At 45.6% G+C, this 17,768-nt stretch carries 14 protein-coding genes; 3 read left to right on the top strand and 11 right to left on the bottom strand.

All coding sequences use genetic code 11. The annotated features are described in order from the left end of the window. Positions 1–63 precede the first annotated feature (63 nt). On the bottom strand, positions 64–612 hold the full coding sequence (locus MYF79_RS28210; RefSeq protein ID WP_247811211.1) for a hypothetical protein: 549 nt from the start codon (positions 610–612) through the stop codon (positions 64–66). A gap of 188 nt (positions 613–800) precedes the next feature. On the opposite strand from MYF79_RS28210, the gene MYF79_RS28205 reads away from it, so the two are divergent. Beyond that, positions 801–1,598, top strand: a complete 798-nt coding sequence (locus MYF79_RS28205; RefSeq protein WP_247811210.1) for a glycerophosphodiester phosphodiesterase — start codon at positions 801–803, stop codon at positions 1,596–1,598. Between the two features lie 40 nt (positions 1,599–1,638). Here MYF79_RS28205 and MYF79_RS28200 read toward each other — a convergent pair whose 3' ends face one another. The 10 genes from MYF79_RS28200 to MYF79_RS28155 form a co-directional block, all read right to left on the bottom strand. Continuing rightward, positions 1,639–2,379, bottom strand: a complete 741-nt coding sequence (locus tag MYF79_RS28200; RefSeq protein WP_247811209.1) for a pirin family protein — start codon at positions 2,377–2,379, stop codon at positions 1,639–1,641. Positions 2,380–2,428: 49 nt separating this feature from the next. Next, complete coding sequence (locus tag MYF79_RS28195) at positions 2,429–3,025, bottom strand: isochorismatase family protein (protein WP_247811208.1); 597 nt, start codon at positions 3,023–3,025, stop codon at positions 2,429–2,431. Positions 3,026–3,177: 152 nt separating this feature from the next. Further along, entirely contained in the window at positions 3,178–3,756 is a 579-nt protein-coding gene (locus tag MYF79_RS28190) for a Crp/Fnr family transcriptional regulator (RefSeq protein ID WP_247811207.1), read from the bottom strand. Between the two features lie 140 nt (positions 3,757–3,896). Next, entirely contained in the window at positions 3,897–4,772 is an 876-nt protein-coding gene (locus MYF79_RS28185) for an AraC family transcriptional regulator (RefSeq protein ID WP_247811206.1), read from the bottom strand. Between the two features lie 111 nt (positions 4,773–4,883). Further along, on the bottom strand, positions 4,884–5,750 hold the full coding sequence (locus tag MYF79_RS28180) for an alpha/beta fold hydrolase (protein WP_247811205.1): 867 nt from the start codon (positions 5,748–5,750) through the stop codon (positions 4,884–4,886). 6 nt (positions 5,751–5,756) lie between these two features. Further along, the gene (locus MYF79_RS28175; RefSeq protein WP_247811204.1) at positions 5,757–6,320 is read right to left on the bottom strand and encodes a carboxymuconolactone decarboxylase family protein; all 564 of its coding nucleotides are present in this window, start codon (positions 6,318–6,320) and stop codon (positions 5,757–5,759) included. Between the two features lie 125 nt (positions 6,321–6,445). Beyond that, complete coding sequence (locus MYF79_RS28170; RefSeq protein WP_247811203.1) at positions 6,446–7,243, bottom strand: MBL fold metallo-hydrolase; 798 nt, start codon at positions 7,241–7,243, stop codon at positions 6,446–6,448. A 109-nt stretch (positions 7,244–7,352) separates the two neighbouring features. After that, on the bottom strand, positions 7,353–8,336 hold the full coding sequence (locus MYF79_RS28165) for a type I glyceraldehyde-3-phosphate dehydrogenase (RefSeq protein WP_247811202.1): 984 nt from the start codon (positions 8,334–8,336) through the stop codon (positions 7,353–7,355). A gap of 135 nt (positions 8,337–8,471) precedes the next feature. After that, positions 8,472–9,017, bottom strand: a complete 546-nt coding sequence (locus MYF79_RS28160; protein WP_247811201.1) for a carboxymuconolactone decarboxylase family protein — start codon at positions 9,015–9,017, stop codon at positions 8,472–8,474. A 53-nt stretch (positions 9,018–9,070) separates the two neighbouring features. Further along, on the bottom strand, positions 9,071–9,685 hold the full coding sequence (locus tag MYF79_RS28155) for a pyridoxamine 5'-phosphate oxidase family protein (protein WP_247811200.1): 615 nt from the start codon (positions 9,683–9,685) through the stop codon (positions 9,071–9,073). A 667-nt stretch (positions 9,686–10,352) separates the two neighbouring features. On the opposite strand from MYF79_RS28155, the gene MYF79_RS28150 reads away from it, so the two are divergent. Further along, on the top strand, positions 10,353–12,722 hold the full coding sequence (locus tag MYF79_RS28150) for an outer membrane beta-barrel family protein (protein ID WP_247811199.1): 2,370 nt from the start codon (positions 10,353–10,355) through the stop codon (positions 12,720–12,722). Between the two features lie 89 nt (positions 12,723–12,811). Beyond that, positions 12,812–17,755, top strand: a complete 4,944-nt coding sequence (locus MYF79_RS28145) for a non-ribosomal peptide synthetase (RefSeq protein ID WP_247811198.1) — start codon at positions 12,812–12,814, stop codon at positions 17,753–17,755. The last annotated feature ends 13 nt before the right edge of the window (positions 17,756–17,768 follow it).

The raw sequence follows: 17,768 nt of genomic DNA, 5'->3' as shown, positions 1-17,768 counted from the left end.
AAAAAAGGACAGCAGATCTTTCCGCTGTCCTTTTATTTTTCGAATGCTACGCAGGTAGCAACATTATTTTTCTGCCAATAAACGCGCTGCTTTTTCCAGGTGTTCTACTGTCAGGCTATATATCTGATTACGTGTTTCAGGTTCATCAGCAAAATCCTCAGAAGAACTAACTGTGGTAGACACTGATTCGAGCATTTCCAGCAGACTATCTGCATCGCTACCTGAGATGATGTCGATCAGGTCAAGAATAACCCTATAGAGGAAGATCGGTGGTACAATTGCACGGTCGTCTGCATACACGCCAAATTCGTAAGAAACATTGCCTTTAGTTAAGATCACTGACACTGTTGTTTCGAAAAGCGATTCCGGTGCAGCTTCTTCTTCTGAATCGTCTTCCTCCCAGGCTTCCTCATCTCCGTTCAGCTCAACGCTTGTTTCTTCCCATTCTTCGGATTCTTCCTCTTCTTCGTCCCCCTCATATTGCCATTCAGACAAAACAACAACAATACCCTGTTTCAGCATGTTGTTCGTGAAGGCATAGCTTATCTGAGAGCCTTCTTCGTCGGTGTACGATAGGAATTCTATCCCCTTTTTCGCTAGTAATTTTTCCATTGCCTTGAATTTTGGCTGCCAATATAATATTTTATTGATATATGACCCAAGCTAATAGCTGACTTTATACTACTTATTCAGACGGAACGCGCTGAAATACATTTAATTACAACTTTCCATGTTGCATGAAAGGTAAAAATATCACAACTTTAACGCCGGTGCTAATATTGGAATTAAATCATTGTAGGGTGAAAAAGTATATTGTATCTATCTTGTTTACTTATCTGTTACTGACCAGTATACATTCACAGGCACAATCTGCCGCAGGGGCAAAACATTACCGGCTCATTGCACACAGGGGAGGCATTGTGGACAGTACCGCCGGCCAGAATAGCCTGCGGGCGCTCACCAAAGCGATTGCCAAAGGTTACTGGATGGTGGAAGTTGACCTGCGTATGACCAGAGACAGTGTGCTGGTAACGCACCATGACCGCACCTTCAAAAACTCTTTCGGATTGGATAGTGCGGTGTCTTCCATGACATGGGAGGCCATCAGTAAACTACACAATGCAAATGGTTACCGGGTATTGAAACTCGAAGAGGTATTGCAGCATTGCAGGGGAAAACTGGGCCTTATGATCGATAATAAGTTAGCTGGTAACGATACCACCGTCTGGATACGTTTGATCTCGCTGTTGAAGAAGTATGATCTGTATAATAGCGCATTGATGATTGGTACGGACGAATCCACCGAATATTTTACCGGGAAGATCCGGCTCAGTTGTACCCGTCAGCAGCTGGAGGCGAATATGCACAGACCTGACTATAGGTCTTCAAACTACTATCTCTTTTCAGACAGCATCAGTAAGGCGGACAATGATTGGGCCCGCCGTCACAACATACTTGTCGTTGGTGTGATCAATGCCTGGGCCTTTCATGGTGCAGATGCAGCATCCGAGGCTGCTGCACAGGCGGACCGACTGAAAGCGGCGGGGGTAAGGAACTTCCAGATTGACGCGGAGTATGCATCGCTGTTCGGGTATTAGTACAAGGCTAATCTGTTGTTATGTTGATCCGGTAGTACCATTAAATATTCTTTACGTTACCGCTGTACATGCCGTCTTTAAAAATGGCCGCATTTTCGTCGGTGAGAAATAAGACCAATTCAGCATCCTCGTCTGCCTGAATAGAAATGACCTCATTTTTTGAGACCAGTGACTCCATTTTATTAAGAGCTATTTCGTCGTTGACCTTAACTGAACCCTGATAGACGTATAGCAGTGCAGTAAATCCCTTTTCGGCCAGGGGCGGTAAAGCCAGCGTTTTACGAGCTGTCAGTTTCACATCGTACAGCCAGGTCTGACTGCTGAAGGTAAAAGCTGTATCAGATGCAGGTGAGGCCAGCAGCCGCCATTGATTTTCACTGTCATGCTCTTTGAGATCGTGGAAGATCACCTCAGGTGGCAGGTCTTTCCCGCCGGGCCTTATAAATATCTGCAGGCCTTCAAATGGCTCGTTCTGACCATCGATATATTCTTCATGGTAGAAGCGTTTCCCGGCTTTCATCAGCATCAGGCGCGTTGCCCCAACAGTATCTTTGTTGCCCTCAGAGTCAATATGCTGAACCTTTCCCGTCCTGAAGTAAGATAGAATTTCGTCATTGACATGTGGGTGCATGCCAATGTGCTGTCTGCCGTGTACTGTAGCATGGTCTATCCGGCCGATGCTGCCTATGCCGGAATCCTGGCCGGGCATCGCGAGGCCGGGGTAGAGGATCCGGATAGAGCCGTGGCTTTTAAATGCATCATGTGTTATTTTCTGTAACATAACGAGATAGTATTAAAGCAGTGCCGGCCATACCGGCACTGCTGCTGCATTACTTAAATAATTTGGAATAAATTTCCTCGAAAAGAATAGGTTTCACCTTTTCACCTTCCGGTGTGGCCCAGCTATGTACCAGTTCTGAGATAAACTGGCTGATGGTGGTGGTACGTACACCATGTTTTTCCCAGGTATTTCGGGCCACATCCTCTGCCATCTGACTTGGGGCACCCCCTCCGTCAATTACAACCTGCACATCAAAACCTTCTTCCACCATGGAGATGGAAGGCCAAACAATACATACGTCATTAGTAAGGCCGGCCATTACTATATTTTTTCTCCCGTCTGCAGCTTTAAGTACAGCGGCTTTGAATGCGTCGTCTTCCCACGCATTTGTAATGCCCTGCCTTTTCACACGGTTGGCGAATTGCTGCGGCAAAATTTCCTCCATATCTTTTAGTAGTGGTCCTTGTGCAAGGTCTTCCTGGCTGGAGGTCAGTACAACCGGTATATTCAGATCTCTGGCAACTCTCGCCAGGGTGCGTGCGCGGGATATGATCTCTTCATGAGGCCTGTTGGCGGAGAAATTAATGGTACCTTCCTGGTGGTCGATCAGTAGCATTACTGTATCTTCAATTTTGAACTTTTTCATAATTTATGTTTTGCTTTCGATAAGTTTTAAACGATGTTTTCTTTGAACTTATGAAGCAAAATTACATTGCTGAAAGAGCTGTACACGATGATAAATGTCACAATCGGATGATGACAATTATCACAGGGAATTGAAGATACGAGGCAGGAAAATTAACGGGAGGATGGTCGTCTTATTCTGCTTAGGGTTTCTCTCGCTATTCCAAGATAGGAAGCTATCTGGTGCTGTGGAAACCGTTGGACGATCTCGGGATATAAACGTTCAAAATTTTCATAGCGCTTTACTGCGTTGAGGCTGATGGTGTCGTCCACGCGCTTTTGAAAGGCAATGTGATTATTTTCGCTCATCTGCCAGAACATGGATTGTATAACCGGAATTTCCAGAATAACGTCGAGCTTTGCCCGGGGTAAGATGAGTAATGTTGCGTCTTCCCAGGCTTCGATAAAATAACTGGATGGGGTCTGATTAATATAGCTTTGACGATCTACCACCCACCAGTTTTCAATAGCCAGCTGAAGTATATGCTCCATGCCCGTGTCATCTACGCTATATTGACGGAAGGCGCCCTTCACAATGAAACCTGTATATTGGCATATCTTTCCTTCCTCGACAAAGTATTGTTTTTTTCTGAGCCTTTTGGGTTCAAATGAAGATCTGATGATGTCTTTCTCATCGTCTGTAATGCTTGCCCTGGCATAACGTTCTATATAGTCAAAAAGCGGTTCGTGCATCTTAGCAGATCATAAGGTGAATTGCCCGTCTGGCGGGACTTGTCAACTTCTCAAAAATAGGTCTTTTCGCCCTATCATCCTAAGGCGCAGGATGACTTTTCTGATGGACCACCGCAACATGCCGCTTTGCCGGGGAATGTTCAGGCCTGAATATGGGTATCGGAATGTGTTTTTAGCTGCTGGGAGGCCCTGTCAAATTTTTCACGGTATTGAATGGGTGACATGCCTTCCTTGCTTTTGAAGAAACGGCTGAAAGTCTGTATATCGTCATACCCCAGTTCATATGCAATCTCTTTGATGGACAGGTTCGAATAATTGATCTGGCGCCGGGCATGGATAAGGATCCGGTCGTGAATGATGTTCAGCGGACTACGTGTGGAAAAAACGGAAAAGAGGTTGGAAAGTGTTTTAGGCGATTTATTCAGCTTGGAAGCATAAAAGGCTACTTCATGCTCCTTGGCAAAATGTCTTTCCACCAGCCAGTAGAATTCCCTGACAATATCGCCCTGCCTTTTCTCCAGCTTATGGAAAGCTGTTGTCTGGATCAGTATCCTTACCGAGAGAATGAGCAGGCGCTTGAGAATGGCCTGTAGCATGTCCTGTTTTAATAGTTCGTCCTTTTTCATTTCTGAGCAGAACATTTCCCAGGATATCTCAAAATCCCTGATCTGATGGTCTTGCAGCGATATCAACGGTACACCGGAAGCGCCAAAGAAGAGCAGCCCTTTGCTGCCTACCTCGTTGTCATGGTTCACAATACAGTAAAATGGCTGATTGAAACGGACCATTCTTGCAGACTCCAGTTCTATATTATCGATCTTATGAAATTCGGTCAGAAAAATGATCTGGTTCTTTTTAAGCGAGTAGGGTATTTTATCGATGGTAATGTTCATCCGTTCTCCCACATTCCAGATCAATGTCATATCAGTTTCTCTCACATCAGTGATCATCTCAATGCTGGAGTTGTCGAGCTCCGATACAACGAGGCGTTCTTTGGTGTTGTTTACAAAAACCATGGATTTTTTTTACAAAGATAGAAGCTTAGGGCAAAGATGCAAGCAAGCGTATCCCGCTACCAGTGAAAGGTTCGGAATACGCTGACTACGATGGGTTATTAATATTTATTGTTATTTAACCACTTTTCGGGAAAGGAAGTCGCTGATGATGGCCGCAATTTCATCACCAAAGCTTTCGAGGGCAAAGTGTCCCGTCTCGAACAGATGAAATTCCAGATTTTTCAGGTCTTTCTTAAATGCCTCGGCTCCGGACCCGGGGAAGATGTAATCGTTCTTGCCGTACACGATCAGCGTTTGTGGCTGATGCTCTCTGAAATATTGCTGCCATTGGGGATAGAGGGTGACATTGTTCTGGTAGTCATAGAACAGTGCCAGCTGAATATCACCATTTTCTAGTCTTTCCAGGTGTCTCAGATCTATCTCCCAGTTGTCGGGAGATATCAGATGCGGATCAGGTACATTGTGGGTATACTGCCACTTCAGGCCCTCAGGGCTATGGAAGCCACGGAGTGTGTTTTCTGCTTCTTTGTTGTTCCTGTCTTTCCAGTAGGCCTTGATGGGATCCCAGAAGGTTTCAAGTCCTTCTTCATAGGCACATCCGTTCTGGATAATCAGGGAATCGATCTTTTGCGGGCTGGCACTTGCAATGCGGAAGCCTACCGGAGCACCGTAGTCCATCAGGTACAGGCTGTATTTCCGGATATCCAGTTTTTCAAGCAAGGCTGTGACGATCTTTGCAAAGTTGTCAAAGGTGTACTCAAATTCAGCCACCGGTGGTTGCTCACTTCTTCCGTAACCCGGATAGTCCGGTGCAATGAGGTGGTATTTGTCAGACAGGTCCCTGATCAGATTCCTGAACATGTGAGATGAAGTGGGATAACCATGCAGCAATACAAGGGTGGGGTTATTCCTGTTACCTGCTTCGCGGTAGAAGATGTCCACGCCATTAATCTTAAGGGTATTGAATGTTGTTTTCATGATTTATCATTTAAAATTGAGTGAATCATTATTGATGATCGGTGCAAGTTTGGGAAAGTCAATGTCGGTTACTGCGGCTACGTAGATGTAGTTCGTGAAGATGCTCAGTGCTATCTGTGCAATGATGTCGATGATCTCACCCTGGGTATAACCTGCGGCCTTCACATGCTGTATAGTTTCGTCGGAGACGGCTCCACGCTTGCTGAGCACCTCTTTGGCAAAACGCAGGGCAGCGGTGATCTTTACATCAGAATGGATGCCATGCCTCGCATCATCTGTTGTGGGTGCGTTCAACCCGATTTCCCCTGCTACAAAACTGTGTGCGGCATTGCCGTAGTCACAGCCGTTCGCGTTGGCCACCGTAAGGGCAATCAATTCGCGCAATGTACTGGTCAATGTGGAATGGCTCATGCCTTCATTAAAGCACATATACGCATTTAAAGTCGCAGACGAGTTACCCAAGACCCTCATCATATTAGGGATCATTCCCATCTCTCGTTGCAGGATCTCAAAAAGTTCCTTTGTCTTCCCGGTGGCTTCCTCCGGATCTAAAGCGGTTAAACGTGACATGACAGTTAAGTTTATTGATGGGGCAAAAGAAGACGTGTCCATGCAATCGGCATTGCGCGGCTCCATTCGTATTTGTCTATCTGGTAATGCTGTTGTGCGTGCTCATGGGAGCGCTGCAGGAAAGATCAGTCCGGGGAAAGTGCTGTAACCACGCCTGGTTCCAGGATCTGCAACCGGTCTGCAATGCCAAGTATGCTAAAGGCCTCCAGGAGATTGTTGTTGTTCTCAGTGTAATGTGACCAGCCTTCTGAATGCAAAGGAATGAGCGTTGCATTAGGAAAGGCATGAGCAGTGTCGATCACGTCATTAGTGCCCATGGTTAAATTAAAAGGTCCACGTGGGCGCGCTGCTCCGGCGAATACGAATATGTACCGCGGGTCAATACGTTCACCAAGCTTTTCGATTTCGTTGTAGTATACAGTATCGCCGGTTACATACAGCTCAAATGCCTGACTGCCACTTACCGCAATATGAAAACCGATCACGTCTCCGGTCATTTTAGTGATGCCTGCGGGGCCATGTCGTGCAGGTGTAGCCGTTATTTTTATGCGATCGCCGTTTGGCGCGTCATAGGTACGATACTCGCGGGGATCAAGCCCCAGGCTGCTTACACCGGTATCTTTCAGTCGTCCTGCCCCGGCCTTTGTCGTTATGGTGAGCTTTGCCTCTTTTAGGAATGCTCTTCCCTTTCCGTCAAGATTATCAAAATGCTGATCGTGACTCAGCAGAACGATGTCGATGGGTTGCTCAGGAAAAGCTGCCGGACCCGCAAGTTTCTCCTCGGTGCTTTTTTCGCTCAGCACAAACTTTGTACCTACAGGATCGAGTGTTGGGTCTGTCATGAGTCTTAGTCCACCTATTTCAATAATGACGGTGGGTCCGCCCAGGTAAGTTACCTGGACCTGTGTTGAATTGTTTGCCATGTTTTTTTGTATTGATTTATTCCGGATCGGGTTTAATTAATCTTCTTATCCTGTTTAGCGAGGCAACATAAGCTGCTGCCATCGTGATGAGTTTTGACAGGATAATAAACTAAATAGACTGGATCTGCCTGATCATCTGATTGGTGAAGCCCCATTCGTTGTCATACCAGGCCATTACCTTTACCAGGTCTCCGTCAACTACCCGCGTCATTTCCAGGTCGACCGTTGCGGCGAAGGCACTGCCGATGATATCTGTAGACACAAGTGGTTCGTCGGTTACGGCAAGTACTTTTTCGTAGCGTGCAGATCTGGATTCCTCGATCAGGATTTGGTTGATCTCTTCCACGGAGGTAGCTCTTTCTGCAATGAAGGTGATGTCTGATATAGAGCCGACAGGTACAGGTACCCTGACTGCAATTCCGTCAAATTTTCCTGCATATTGAGGCAGTGCTTTTGTAGTCGCTATGGCAGCTCCTGTTGCTGCCGGCGCCAGGTTTATGCCGGCCGCCCTTCCCATGCGGGGTTCCCGTTTGGATGGTGCATCAATAAGGGTCTGGGAGGCGGTATATCCATGGGTGGTATTAAGGACTGCTTTTTTTATGCCAAGCCTGCGGCCAAGTATTTCGATCACGGGACTGATATTGTTGGTTGTACAACTTGCACAGGAGAAAACCGATACTTTACCGTCTTCTGTATTTACGCCATGCACCACAGTGGGAGTGTCTTTGGTGGGACCGGAAATGACCACAAATTTCGCCCCTGCAGCCAGGTGTTTTTCGGCAGCACTCATATTGGTAAAGATGCCGGTACTTTCAATTACTACATCTGCCTGTACAGCAGCCCAGGGCAGGCTGCCAATATCTTTGATACTGGAATATTTTACAGGATGTCTGCCTACCAGGATCGTATCGCCTTCAATGCTGACATCCTGCTGATACTTTCCGTAATTGCTGTCATATTTAAGCAGGTAAGCCGCGTTTTCGATACTCATCAGGTCATTAACGGCCACAACCTGCAGGTCTGGCGTTTCCATGATAATTTTTAATGCTGCCCGTCCGATACGTCCAAATCCATTGATTGCTATCTTTTTCATGTGATGATAATTTTTGTTGTCAGATGTCCTTTGATTTATTATGGTTCAAAATTGCATCTTAAACGGGAATAAGCGTTAGGTAGTAATTCCCGTAGAGTTGGCAATTTTTCCCTGTCTGCTATGGCAGTGTTGTCGTCATTTTCCTGTTGCACAGGTCCGGATAGGATAGTCAATATCCGTTGACGCAACGATGTTCACATAGTTGGTGAATATGCTCAATGATATTTGCGCCATGATTTCCACGATCTGGCCTTCGGTGTATCCCGCGGCTTTTACTTTCTGAAGCGCGGCATCCGAAACCGCGCCCTGGCTGCGGAGCACTTCTTTAACGAAGTGCAGCACCGTGTTGATCTCCGGATCAGAAGACACTCCATACTGGGCTTCTTTCAATGCCCGTTCATCCATACCCATTGCTGTGCCGATAAAGCTGTGCAGGGAAATGCAATAAGCGCTTTTGTTCTCGCCGGACACGGTAAGTGCGATCAGTTCACAGAGTTCGCTGCCAATGGATGCATGACGTAAGCCGGCATTGAATCCGAGATAAGCACTAAGCGCCGCCGGTGAATTGGCTAACATGCTCATGATGTTGGGAACCATTCCCATCCTGCCTTTTACCAGGTCAAAAAGCTCCTTCGTCATGCCGGTGGCCTGATCCGGGTCTGTTGCCATTAGTCGTGACATATCGGTCAATTGCTGATTTAACTTGTTATATGAATGTTCACATCGTCTTGTCCTTACTTAGCTTCCAGCTTTTTTTTCAGGTCTGTTACCTGCTGCTCCAACTGTTGTATCTGCCTGTCCCTGGAAGATATTAGCTCGGCTATTTCCGCTTCAGTGAACCTGGGTGTTATGTGCTGGGGGCAGTTCCAGTCATAAGCTTTGATGTGGAAGATCATCATTCGCTCTGGCCTGTATTTGTAATCCTCCGGTTTCAGCAGATCGAAGAGAGCAGGGTTGTCCTGTATTTCCACAATTTCCGCTTCTGCATAGATCTTCAATCTTGCCCGCAACGGATATGATAAGAGGATAAGGGAAACCTTCGGGTTTTTCGAGATGTTGCCTACAGAGATATACTGGCGGTTGCCACTGAAGTCGACGATACCGATAGTTTCATTGTCTATCACTTTAATAAAGCCTTTGGGTCCGCCGCGATGTTGGATGTAAGGATATTCGTTCTCCCCGAAAGATGCCATATAGAAACTGTCCAACTGCCCGATGAATTCCTCTTCAACCGGTGTTAATCCATCTACATAGCTCATATTTTCTACCCGCTCATAAGCACCCCTGCTGCCCAATCGTTTCTGAATGGTTTTGATGGCGTCTGTAAAAGCGAACTTTGAATAGTTCATAACATTGAGTTTAAATGACAGTACAAAGATCCGTCATGGATGGGTGGGAGTGGTAGACAGCAATTCCCTGAGGGTTAACAATTCTTCCCGTCATAGGAACTTCAAAATTAATTCAGAATATGCGCCTTGTTCATGCATTGAAGATGCAACCTTATGAGGCCCTTACATATCCCGCGAGAAGAAAGTGCCCGTCAGTATTACATGTCTGCAGAAGAGCCTGATCCTCACTGCGATGAGGATAAGCCACGATAAGACCACCTGCTAAGAGAGAGAAAATTAAACGGTGGAACACATAAATTAAATAGCGAAGCGTTCTTAATTATTAAGAATTTCCGGATTGTTAGAATAGCCCGGTCTGACAAGGCATCCGGCTGATTTTCTCCTACAGTTTATGCCTCTTACGACTAATTTATTTTATATGGAATTTTGTCATTGCTTTTTTTTCTCTAATTTAGGTTCTCAATATTTAAAGAATAAATAGTATCTGAAAAAGCTGTAATTCAAAAGTTAACTCGTTCCCTCAAGTATTCACTAATACGTTATGGACTTGCCGACTTTGATATGGACCCTGCAGTTTCGAGAGCCACAACTTGTTATTGTTAATTAGATCTTAATGAAGGTGCACCGTATTATTTATTTACTATCTGTCGTGATAATACCCACATTTTTGCATGCACAATCGAGTGTTGACGGGATTGTAACTGATAGTGTATCAGGTAACGCAATACCATATTGTACAGTTAAACTAATGAGGCCGCCTGCCGGCATGGTGCTTAATACGCAGACTGATAAGGATGGAAAGTTTGTATTTACCAATATCAACAAAGGAAGATATTCAGTTGAGATATCTTATGTTAGCTACACTCCTTATTCCACGGCGGAATTTGAAGTGAGCGGAGAGGGCGTATTACATCTGCCGCATATAAGAATGGCGGAGGCCCGCAAAAATCTCCAGGAAGTCACCATCAATGCCATCCGGAAGGTAATGGACATAAAGCCGGACAAGACCACCCTCAACGTTGCGGGAAGCGCTATCCTGTCGGGAAGTGCAGCCAGCGAGCTATTGCAGCAGATACCCGGTGTTTCCGTCAATGAGAAAGGGCAGGTGAGATTAAATGGAAAGTCCGGTGTGACTGTGATGATAGACGGCAAGAACGCTACATTAAGTGGAGATCAGCTTTATGAATATCTTCAAAACATGCAGGGCGAATCCATTAGTAAAGTTGAAGTGTACGCCATTCCTCCCGCTAAATATGACGCAGCAGGAGCGGCCGGACTAATAAATATCATCACCAAAAAGAGTAACCAGAAAGGGTTTAACGGAACCGTTACCACCGGCTATAACCAGGGCTTTTTTCCAAATTTCATGGAGTCGGTAGCCGTCAATTACAAAAGAAAGAAGCTTAATATTTATGCTTCGTACAATTACAGTAACCTGCGCAAATCCGTGGATTTTGTGCTGGATAGAGCTATAAGTGGAGATCAGCCTGTTAATATTCATGAGGATACCTATTTCCTGCCGCATTTCAGGAACCATACGGCGAAGCTGGGTATTGATTACGATATAACTAAAAAGGATTTCATAAGTTTAAATGCATATTATAATTCATTTAGCAAAATAAGGTCCATTCACGATACTTCCACTGCCAGCAGTAGTCGTCCCGGAATTGATTCCAGTTATAATACATGGACAGACAATAACAAGAAACTAACGAACTATGCGTTTACGGTAAATTATCTGAGGAACCTTAGTTCCTCTGGTCATAAAATTGAATTTAACTATGCGCTTTCAAAATTTGATAATACCGACAGGCGCGTTAACCGGAATGCATCTTATAATAATACAGATGAACTTATTCGCCCTGTGCAGCATGTTATCAACAACGCACCTTTTAATATCTACAACCATATTGGAAGGATAGACTATACCCTTCCTCTTAGTAATGGCATGCTGCTGGAAGCTGGTACAAAGGGCTCCTGGACCAGACAGCGGAACTACCTGCGTTATGATTCGCTGACGAACGGTCATTATGAGAATGTGGAATCGAGAAATAATGATTATCGGTATAAAGAAGATGTATTGGCAGGATATATCAATGCCAAGAAAGATATAAAGGGGCTCACTGTCTTATTAGGACTAAGAGTAGAGCATACCAGTTCTGCTTCTGAACTATTGCTGAAGGACATCGCTTATAAATATGATTATACTGATTTCTTTCCCAGTGCAAGCCTTTCAAAGAAAATAAACCGTCACCACCTGCTGAACCTGTCTTATAGCAGGCGCATTAACAGGCCATCTTACCAGGACCTTGATCCCACTTTAATCTATGTAGGCGCCTATTACTATGTGACGGGCAATCCATTACTTAAGCCGGATTATACCAGTGCTGTTAACCTCACAGAAACTTTTCGGGACAGGTACTCATTAACCCTCGGGTATAGCAGGACAAGTCATCCCATTACAGGTATACATACAATAGATAGTATCACCCACGTTGATATTTCCACTTCCATCAACCTTGATGCACGTAACATCATTTCGCTGACTTTGCTGGCTCCATTCGATATTGCCAGCTGGTGGACAGTTGAAAATAGTGTTGGAGGTTATTATGACCAGTTTAAAGCCAATAACTATTTAGGCCGGTCTTATAATAAAGAGCAGTTTGTATATAACATCAGTACCATACATACTTTTACCCTGCCGGCGTCCTACCGTTTTGATGTTTCATTTAAGTATGAATCTCCCCGCATATTCGGCCTGGAAAAGCTGGAATCATTGATCAATCTCAGTGTGGGCGCACAAAAATCGTTGCTTAATAAAAAAGCCAATATAAAGCTGAGTGTATACAACATCCTAAACAAATTGAACTATGTACATCATTATGTATATGCCAATGTAAACGGAAGAGAGGCTAACTATCTTGATCTTCGGCAATTACGTTTGTCTTTCACATACAATTTCGGGACTAGCCAGATGAAAGGAAGGAAAAGTAGTGCAGATGTCGATAATGCAGAAAGCAGGATCAAAGACAGATAGGAATTTTTAACAGACATTTTAGTGTATTGTAACCCGGTAACAGGTAATACCATGTTACAGATATTTTTTTGCCATTAAAGAAACCCAAAATGAATCAGCCGCATGACGCTATGAAAGGGCTGGTGAGTAAAACCCTGGCAGGAAGGACCGGAAAGGACCTGCTAAATCTACCCACCAAAATAAAACAGGAAATAACGGATGCACATACTCCGTTCCTGGCGCCACGTAATGAAACGGAAAAGACACTGCAAAGTATCTGGGAGAGCCTGCTGAAAAGGGATGGATTTGGCGTGAACGATAATTTTTTCACGATAGGAGGGGGGAGCCTGAAAGCTATTCAGCTGTTATCCAGGATCACCAGCCGTTTTTCCATTCATATCCAGCTGACGGATATTTTCAATTATCCTACTATTGCCCTGCTGGCTGCACATATAGATCGACAGGAACGGGTGGTGGCTATTCAGGCGCCGGCTCCGGCTCCAAAAACAGAGAAGATACCACTTTCCTACAGTCAGGAACGATTATGGTTGATCGATCAGCTGGAAGGTAATACCGTACAATATAATATACCTATGGTGTTTACGTTGGAAGGCCCTCTGAATGTAGACGCATTGTTTTATGCCCTCAGGGGTATTGTGCAGCGACATGAGGTGCTTAGAACGGCAATTATAGGAAGAGATGGCATCGCCAGCCAGGAGGTTAAGAGTGCAGGCGAATGGCAACCTGAAATGACGGACCATGATCTTGATGATAATACCCTGCATGAATTTATCCTTTCTTTAATAAACCAGCCATTTGACCTGGCTGCAGGGTATATGTTGCGGGCACATTTGGTGCGGAGAAAGCCGGATTTACACGTGCTGGTGCTTGTGATGCATCATATTGCCACAGATGGATGGTCGTCGGCTATACTGATGAATGAACTGACAACATTGTACGAGGCCCGTATAAACAATATCCCAGACCCCTTAACACCATTGGCCATACAGTATGCAGATTTCGCTGTCTGGCAACGTACTTACCTTGAAAGCGCTCTTCCTGGTAAACTGCAATATTGGAAAGAAAGGTTACAGGATGTACTCCCCCTGCAATTACCGGCTGATTATGAACGACCGTTCCGGCAAAGCAACCGTGGAGCATTGGTCAGATACCAGCTGGACGCAGATCTTATCCCTCAGCTGGAAATACTGTGTGCCAATGAAGGCGTTACGTTGTTTATGGCGATGCTGGCCGCTTTTAAGGTATTGCTTTACCGGTACAGTGGCCAGGGCGATATCTGTGTAGGTACTCCTGTTGCCAACAGGGGGCGTGCAGAAACTGAGAGCCTGATTGGATTTTTTGTCAATACCCTTGCGCTGAGAAGCAATTTAGGTGAAGACCCTTCTTTTCAGGAATTATTGCAGCAGGTGAAAACCAATACGCTGGAGGCATACTTACATCAGGAGGTACCATTTGAAAAAGTAGTTGATGCAGTCGTGAAGCAAAGGGATGCCTCACGTAACCCTTTATTCCAGGTAATGTTCGCCATGCAGGATAATGAGCAGGCAGACATTAGTGGCCGCGATTTTGGCGGACTACGCCTGCAGGCTCAAAAAAGGATCACCACTACTGCTAAGTTTGATCTTACCTTTTATGTGAACAGGAATGAAGACGGATTACAGATAACTGCTGAATACTGTACAGACCTTTACACTGAACCTACCATCTCCAGGATGCTGGGGCAATATTCAAACCTGCTCAGATCAGCGGTAGGTGAGCCGGTACAGAAAATAGGGGCCATGCAGATGCTGGATAGTGAAGAGTTGCAACAGTTGCTGGTCGCTTTCAACAATACTAAGATGCCATATCCGGCAGATAAAACGATGATCGCCCTTTTTGAAGAGCAGGCATTAAAGACACCGGAACATGTGGCCATCATATTCGGGCAGGCACAGCTCACATACAAAGAACTTAATCAGCGTGCCACCCAGCTGGCCCGTCATTTACAGGCGAAGGGCGTCAGTAAAGGAGATTTGATACCTGTATGCCTGGAGAAGGGCCTGGACATGATCGTTAGCATACTGGGGATACAAAAGGCAGGCGCCGCGTATGTACCGGTAGATCCATCATTGCCCCAGGACAGGATCTCTTATATGCTTCAGAATGCAGCAGCCAGGCTCATTGTTACCAATGCCGCATGCAAGGGGAAATTGTCCCTTCAGGAAGAGATCAGTATGATAGAGCTGGATACGGCATGGTCTTTCATTGCAACAGCAGTTGAAGATGACCTGGTAAATACCCTGGCGCCGGATGATGTGATACATATCATATTTACCTCCGGCTCTACAGGAAAACCTAAGGGTGTTATGATCACACATCGCAATATGGTCAATTGTATTGCATATATGGTCAGGACCCTGGCGTTTGAAGCGACATCCACGATGCTATCCTTCAGTACTTTTAGTTTCGATATTTTTTACCTCGAATTATATATGCCGCTTACAAGCGGCGGAACAGTGGTGATGGTAGAGCGGGAAGCTGTTCTTGATGGTTTCCGGCTATCAAAGGAAATCGAAGCGCACCGACCCACCCATTTGCAGTGTACACCCGGTTTGTGGCAGTTGTTGCTGAATAGCGGATGGCAATATTCGGGCGGCCTTAAAATGATAACAGGCGGAGATACCTTGAACGAATCAGTCATGCAGGCATTATTGCAGCATGGTGAATTGTTTAATGCATATGGTCCTACAGAGACAACCATCTATTCCACAATGGCGCCGATGGAGGTAACAACCCCTGTGCATATTGGCCCGCCGATGGACAATACGGATATTTATATTGTAGACCGCAACGGTCAGTTATGCCCTATCGGTGTAACAGGCGAGATCTGGATAGGGGGCATTGGCGTAGCAAAAGGGTATCTGGGTCAGCCGGTACTGACAGCAGAGAAATTCATAAAGGATCCTTTTTCATCCGATCCTCATTCCAGGATCTACAAAAGCGGTGATATGGGCAAATGGAAGGCCAATGGAGAAATTATTTCCCAGGGGCGTCGGGATGACATGGTGAAGGTCCGTGGGTACAGGATAGAGCTCGGTGAGATCATCCATGTACTGCTGTCCTGCAGCCTGGTAAAACAGGCAACGGTGGTCGTGAAGACAGATGCCTCAAATAATAACAGGTTGGTAGCCTACATCGTGCCGGAAGATGCATGGCAGAAAGATGAGATACTCACATACCTGGGGAGTAAACTGCCGGCATATATGGTGCCCTCTACGCTGGTATGTATGGAGCAACTGGCACTGAACTCCAACGGGAAGGTGGATAAGAAAAAGCTCCCTGATCCGGATGATGACGCTGCCACGAGAGCAAACACCTACGTAGCTCCCCGGAACAGGATCGAAGAAGATTTTATCGAGATATGGAAGGAGCTGCTCGGCACGGGGGCATTGGGAATAGAAGATAACTTTTTTGAAGTAGGGGGCGATTCCATTATTACCATACAGGTAGTGAACAAAGCAAGGAACAAAGGCTATATATTACAACCAGGCGACTTGTTTATCTACCAGACAATTTCCCAGCTGGCGGCTGTTGTAGCGGGACGTACCAATAAAATAAATGCGGGCGAGCAAGGTATACTGACCGGTTCATGCGGGTTACTGCCCGTTCAGCAGTGGTACCTGGAAAGCCATCCGCTTCATGTTTCTCATTATAACCAGAGCGTATTACTGGAAATTGATAAGGGCATTGACGAACTGCAGCTGAAAAGCGCATTCCGGCAACTGATGGAGCAGCACGATGCCCTGCGCTTTTCTTTCCATCAGGAAGGAAACAACTGGATCCAGGAATATGGCGCCATCAGTGAAGTGATTACAAGGGTGGATCTGCAGGCGGCGCCTGTAGAAGAAGTGAAGGCGCTAATCCGTAAATATGGAGAAGAATATCAGCAGCGCCTTGATATAGCAAAAGGTAAACTGGTAAATGCATTACTGATACAAACACCGGCGGCATTGTCGCGCAACCGGCTGCTTATCATTATTCACCATCTGGCAGTGGATGGCGTGTCCTGGCGTATTTTACTGGAAGACCTGGAAAAGATATTCAACCAGCTGCCTTTACAGGAAAAATCGGCCTCCTGCAGGGAGTGGCGCGGCGTACTTGAACGGTATGCTGCCAGCAAAGGTCTTTTATCGCAGGAGCTGTACTGGCAGAAGATACAGCAACAGTACGTGCCTTTGTCTTCAGATAAACCCTGTAATGTACAGGTACGCATGATGGATATAGCCCGTCATGCGGTAATGCTCGATAATGATCGCACCCGTCAGTTGTTGAAAGAGGTACCCAAAGTATACCACACAGAAATAAACGATGTACTGCTTGCTGCTTTGGCAGCCACTTTATGCAGGTGGACCGGTCGTCAGCAAGTGATCATTGGCCTCGAAGGCCACGGCAGGGAAGTGCTGGAGCCTGCTATAGATATCAGCCGTACAGTAGGATGGTTCACCAGTCTTTACCCCGTTCTCCTGGAAACACCCCTGCAGATCAAAGAAGGAGAACTGCTGAAAAGTGTGAAAGAACAATTACGCCGTTTGCCAAATAAAGGTATTGGTTATGGTGTACTGAAATACATTAACCGGGACCCTAAACTGCAACAGCCATGTTGGGATATCATTTTTAACTATCTCGGCCAGTTGGATAATATGGCCGGTCATAGCAAATGGCTGAGCGATGCAGCTGAATATGCAGGCGCTAATATAAGCCCCGAAAATCCTGCAGGAGCCCTTCTCACTATTAATAGTATGGTGCAGGGTGGAATGCTTTGCATCAACTGGAGTTACAGCACACTTCACTTTAACGCTGAAACAATAGAACAGTTAGCCCGCGACTACCAGCAAAGATTAGGTGATATTATTTCCCATTGCATAGCACAGTCACATAATGGAGTAGTATATACCCCTTCAGATTATGGAATAGGCGACGAGATCAGCTATGAAGAACTGGATGAATTCCTTAGGAAAAAGCAGCAAGGTCTGGACGACATTTTAAGCTTTTAAATTAACCTCATTA

It is taken from the genome of Chitinophaga filiformis, from assembly GCF_023100805.1.
Lineage (GTDB): Bacteria > Bacteroidota > Bacteroidia > Chitinophagales > Chitinophagaceae > Chitinophaga > Chitinophaga filiformis_B.
This window is presented reverse-complemented; position numbering and strand designations above follow the sequence as displayed.

Coding starts and splice junctions, on each gene's coding strand:
- MYF79_RS28200 (WP_247811209.1), bottom strand. CDS start 2,379: ATGTTACAGAAAATAACACATGATGCATTTAAAAGCCACGGCTCTATC.
- MYF79_RS28145 (WP_247811198.1), top strand. CDS start 12,812: ATGAATCAGCCGCATGACGCTATGAAAGGGCTGGTGAGTAAAACCCTG.
- MYF79_RS28185 (WP_247811206.1), bottom strand. CDS start 4,772: ATGGTTTTTGTAAACAACACCAAAGAACGCCTCGTTGTATCGGAGCTC.
- MYF79_RS28165 (WP_247811202.1), bottom strand. CDS start 8,336: ATGAAAAAGATAGCAATCAATGGATTTGGACGTATCGGACGGGCAGCA.
- MYF79_RS28175 (WP_247811204.1), bottom strand. CDS start 6,320: ATGTCACGTTTAACCGCTTTAGATCCGGAGGAAGCCACCGGGAAGACA.
- MYF79_RS28155 (WP_247811200.1), bottom strand. CDS start 9,685: ATGAACTATTCAAAGTTCGCTTTTACAGACGCCATCAAAACCATTCAG.
- MYF79_RS28160 (WP_247811201.1), bottom strand. CDS start 9,017: ATGTCACGACTAATGGCAACAGACCCGGATCAGGCCACCGGCATGACG.
- MYF79_RS28210 (WP_247811211.1), bottom strand. CDS start 612: ATGGAAAAATTACTAGCGAAAAAGGGGATAGAATTCCTATCGTACACC.
- MYF79_RS28190 (WP_247811207.1), bottom strand. CDS start 3,756: ATGCACGAACCGCTTTTTGACTATATAGAACGTTATGCCAGGGCAAGC.
- MYF79_RS28170 (WP_247811203.1), bottom strand. CDS start 7,243: ATGGCAAACAATTCAACACAGGTCCAGGTAACTTACCTGGGCGGACCC.
- MYF79_RS28195 (WP_247811208.1), bottom strand. CDS start 3,025: ATGAAAAAGTTCAAAATTGAAGATACAGTAATGCTACTGATCGACCAC.
- MYF79_RS28180 (WP_247811205.1), bottom strand. CDS start 5,750: ATGAAAACAACATTCAATACCCTTAAGATTAATGGCGTGGACATCTTC.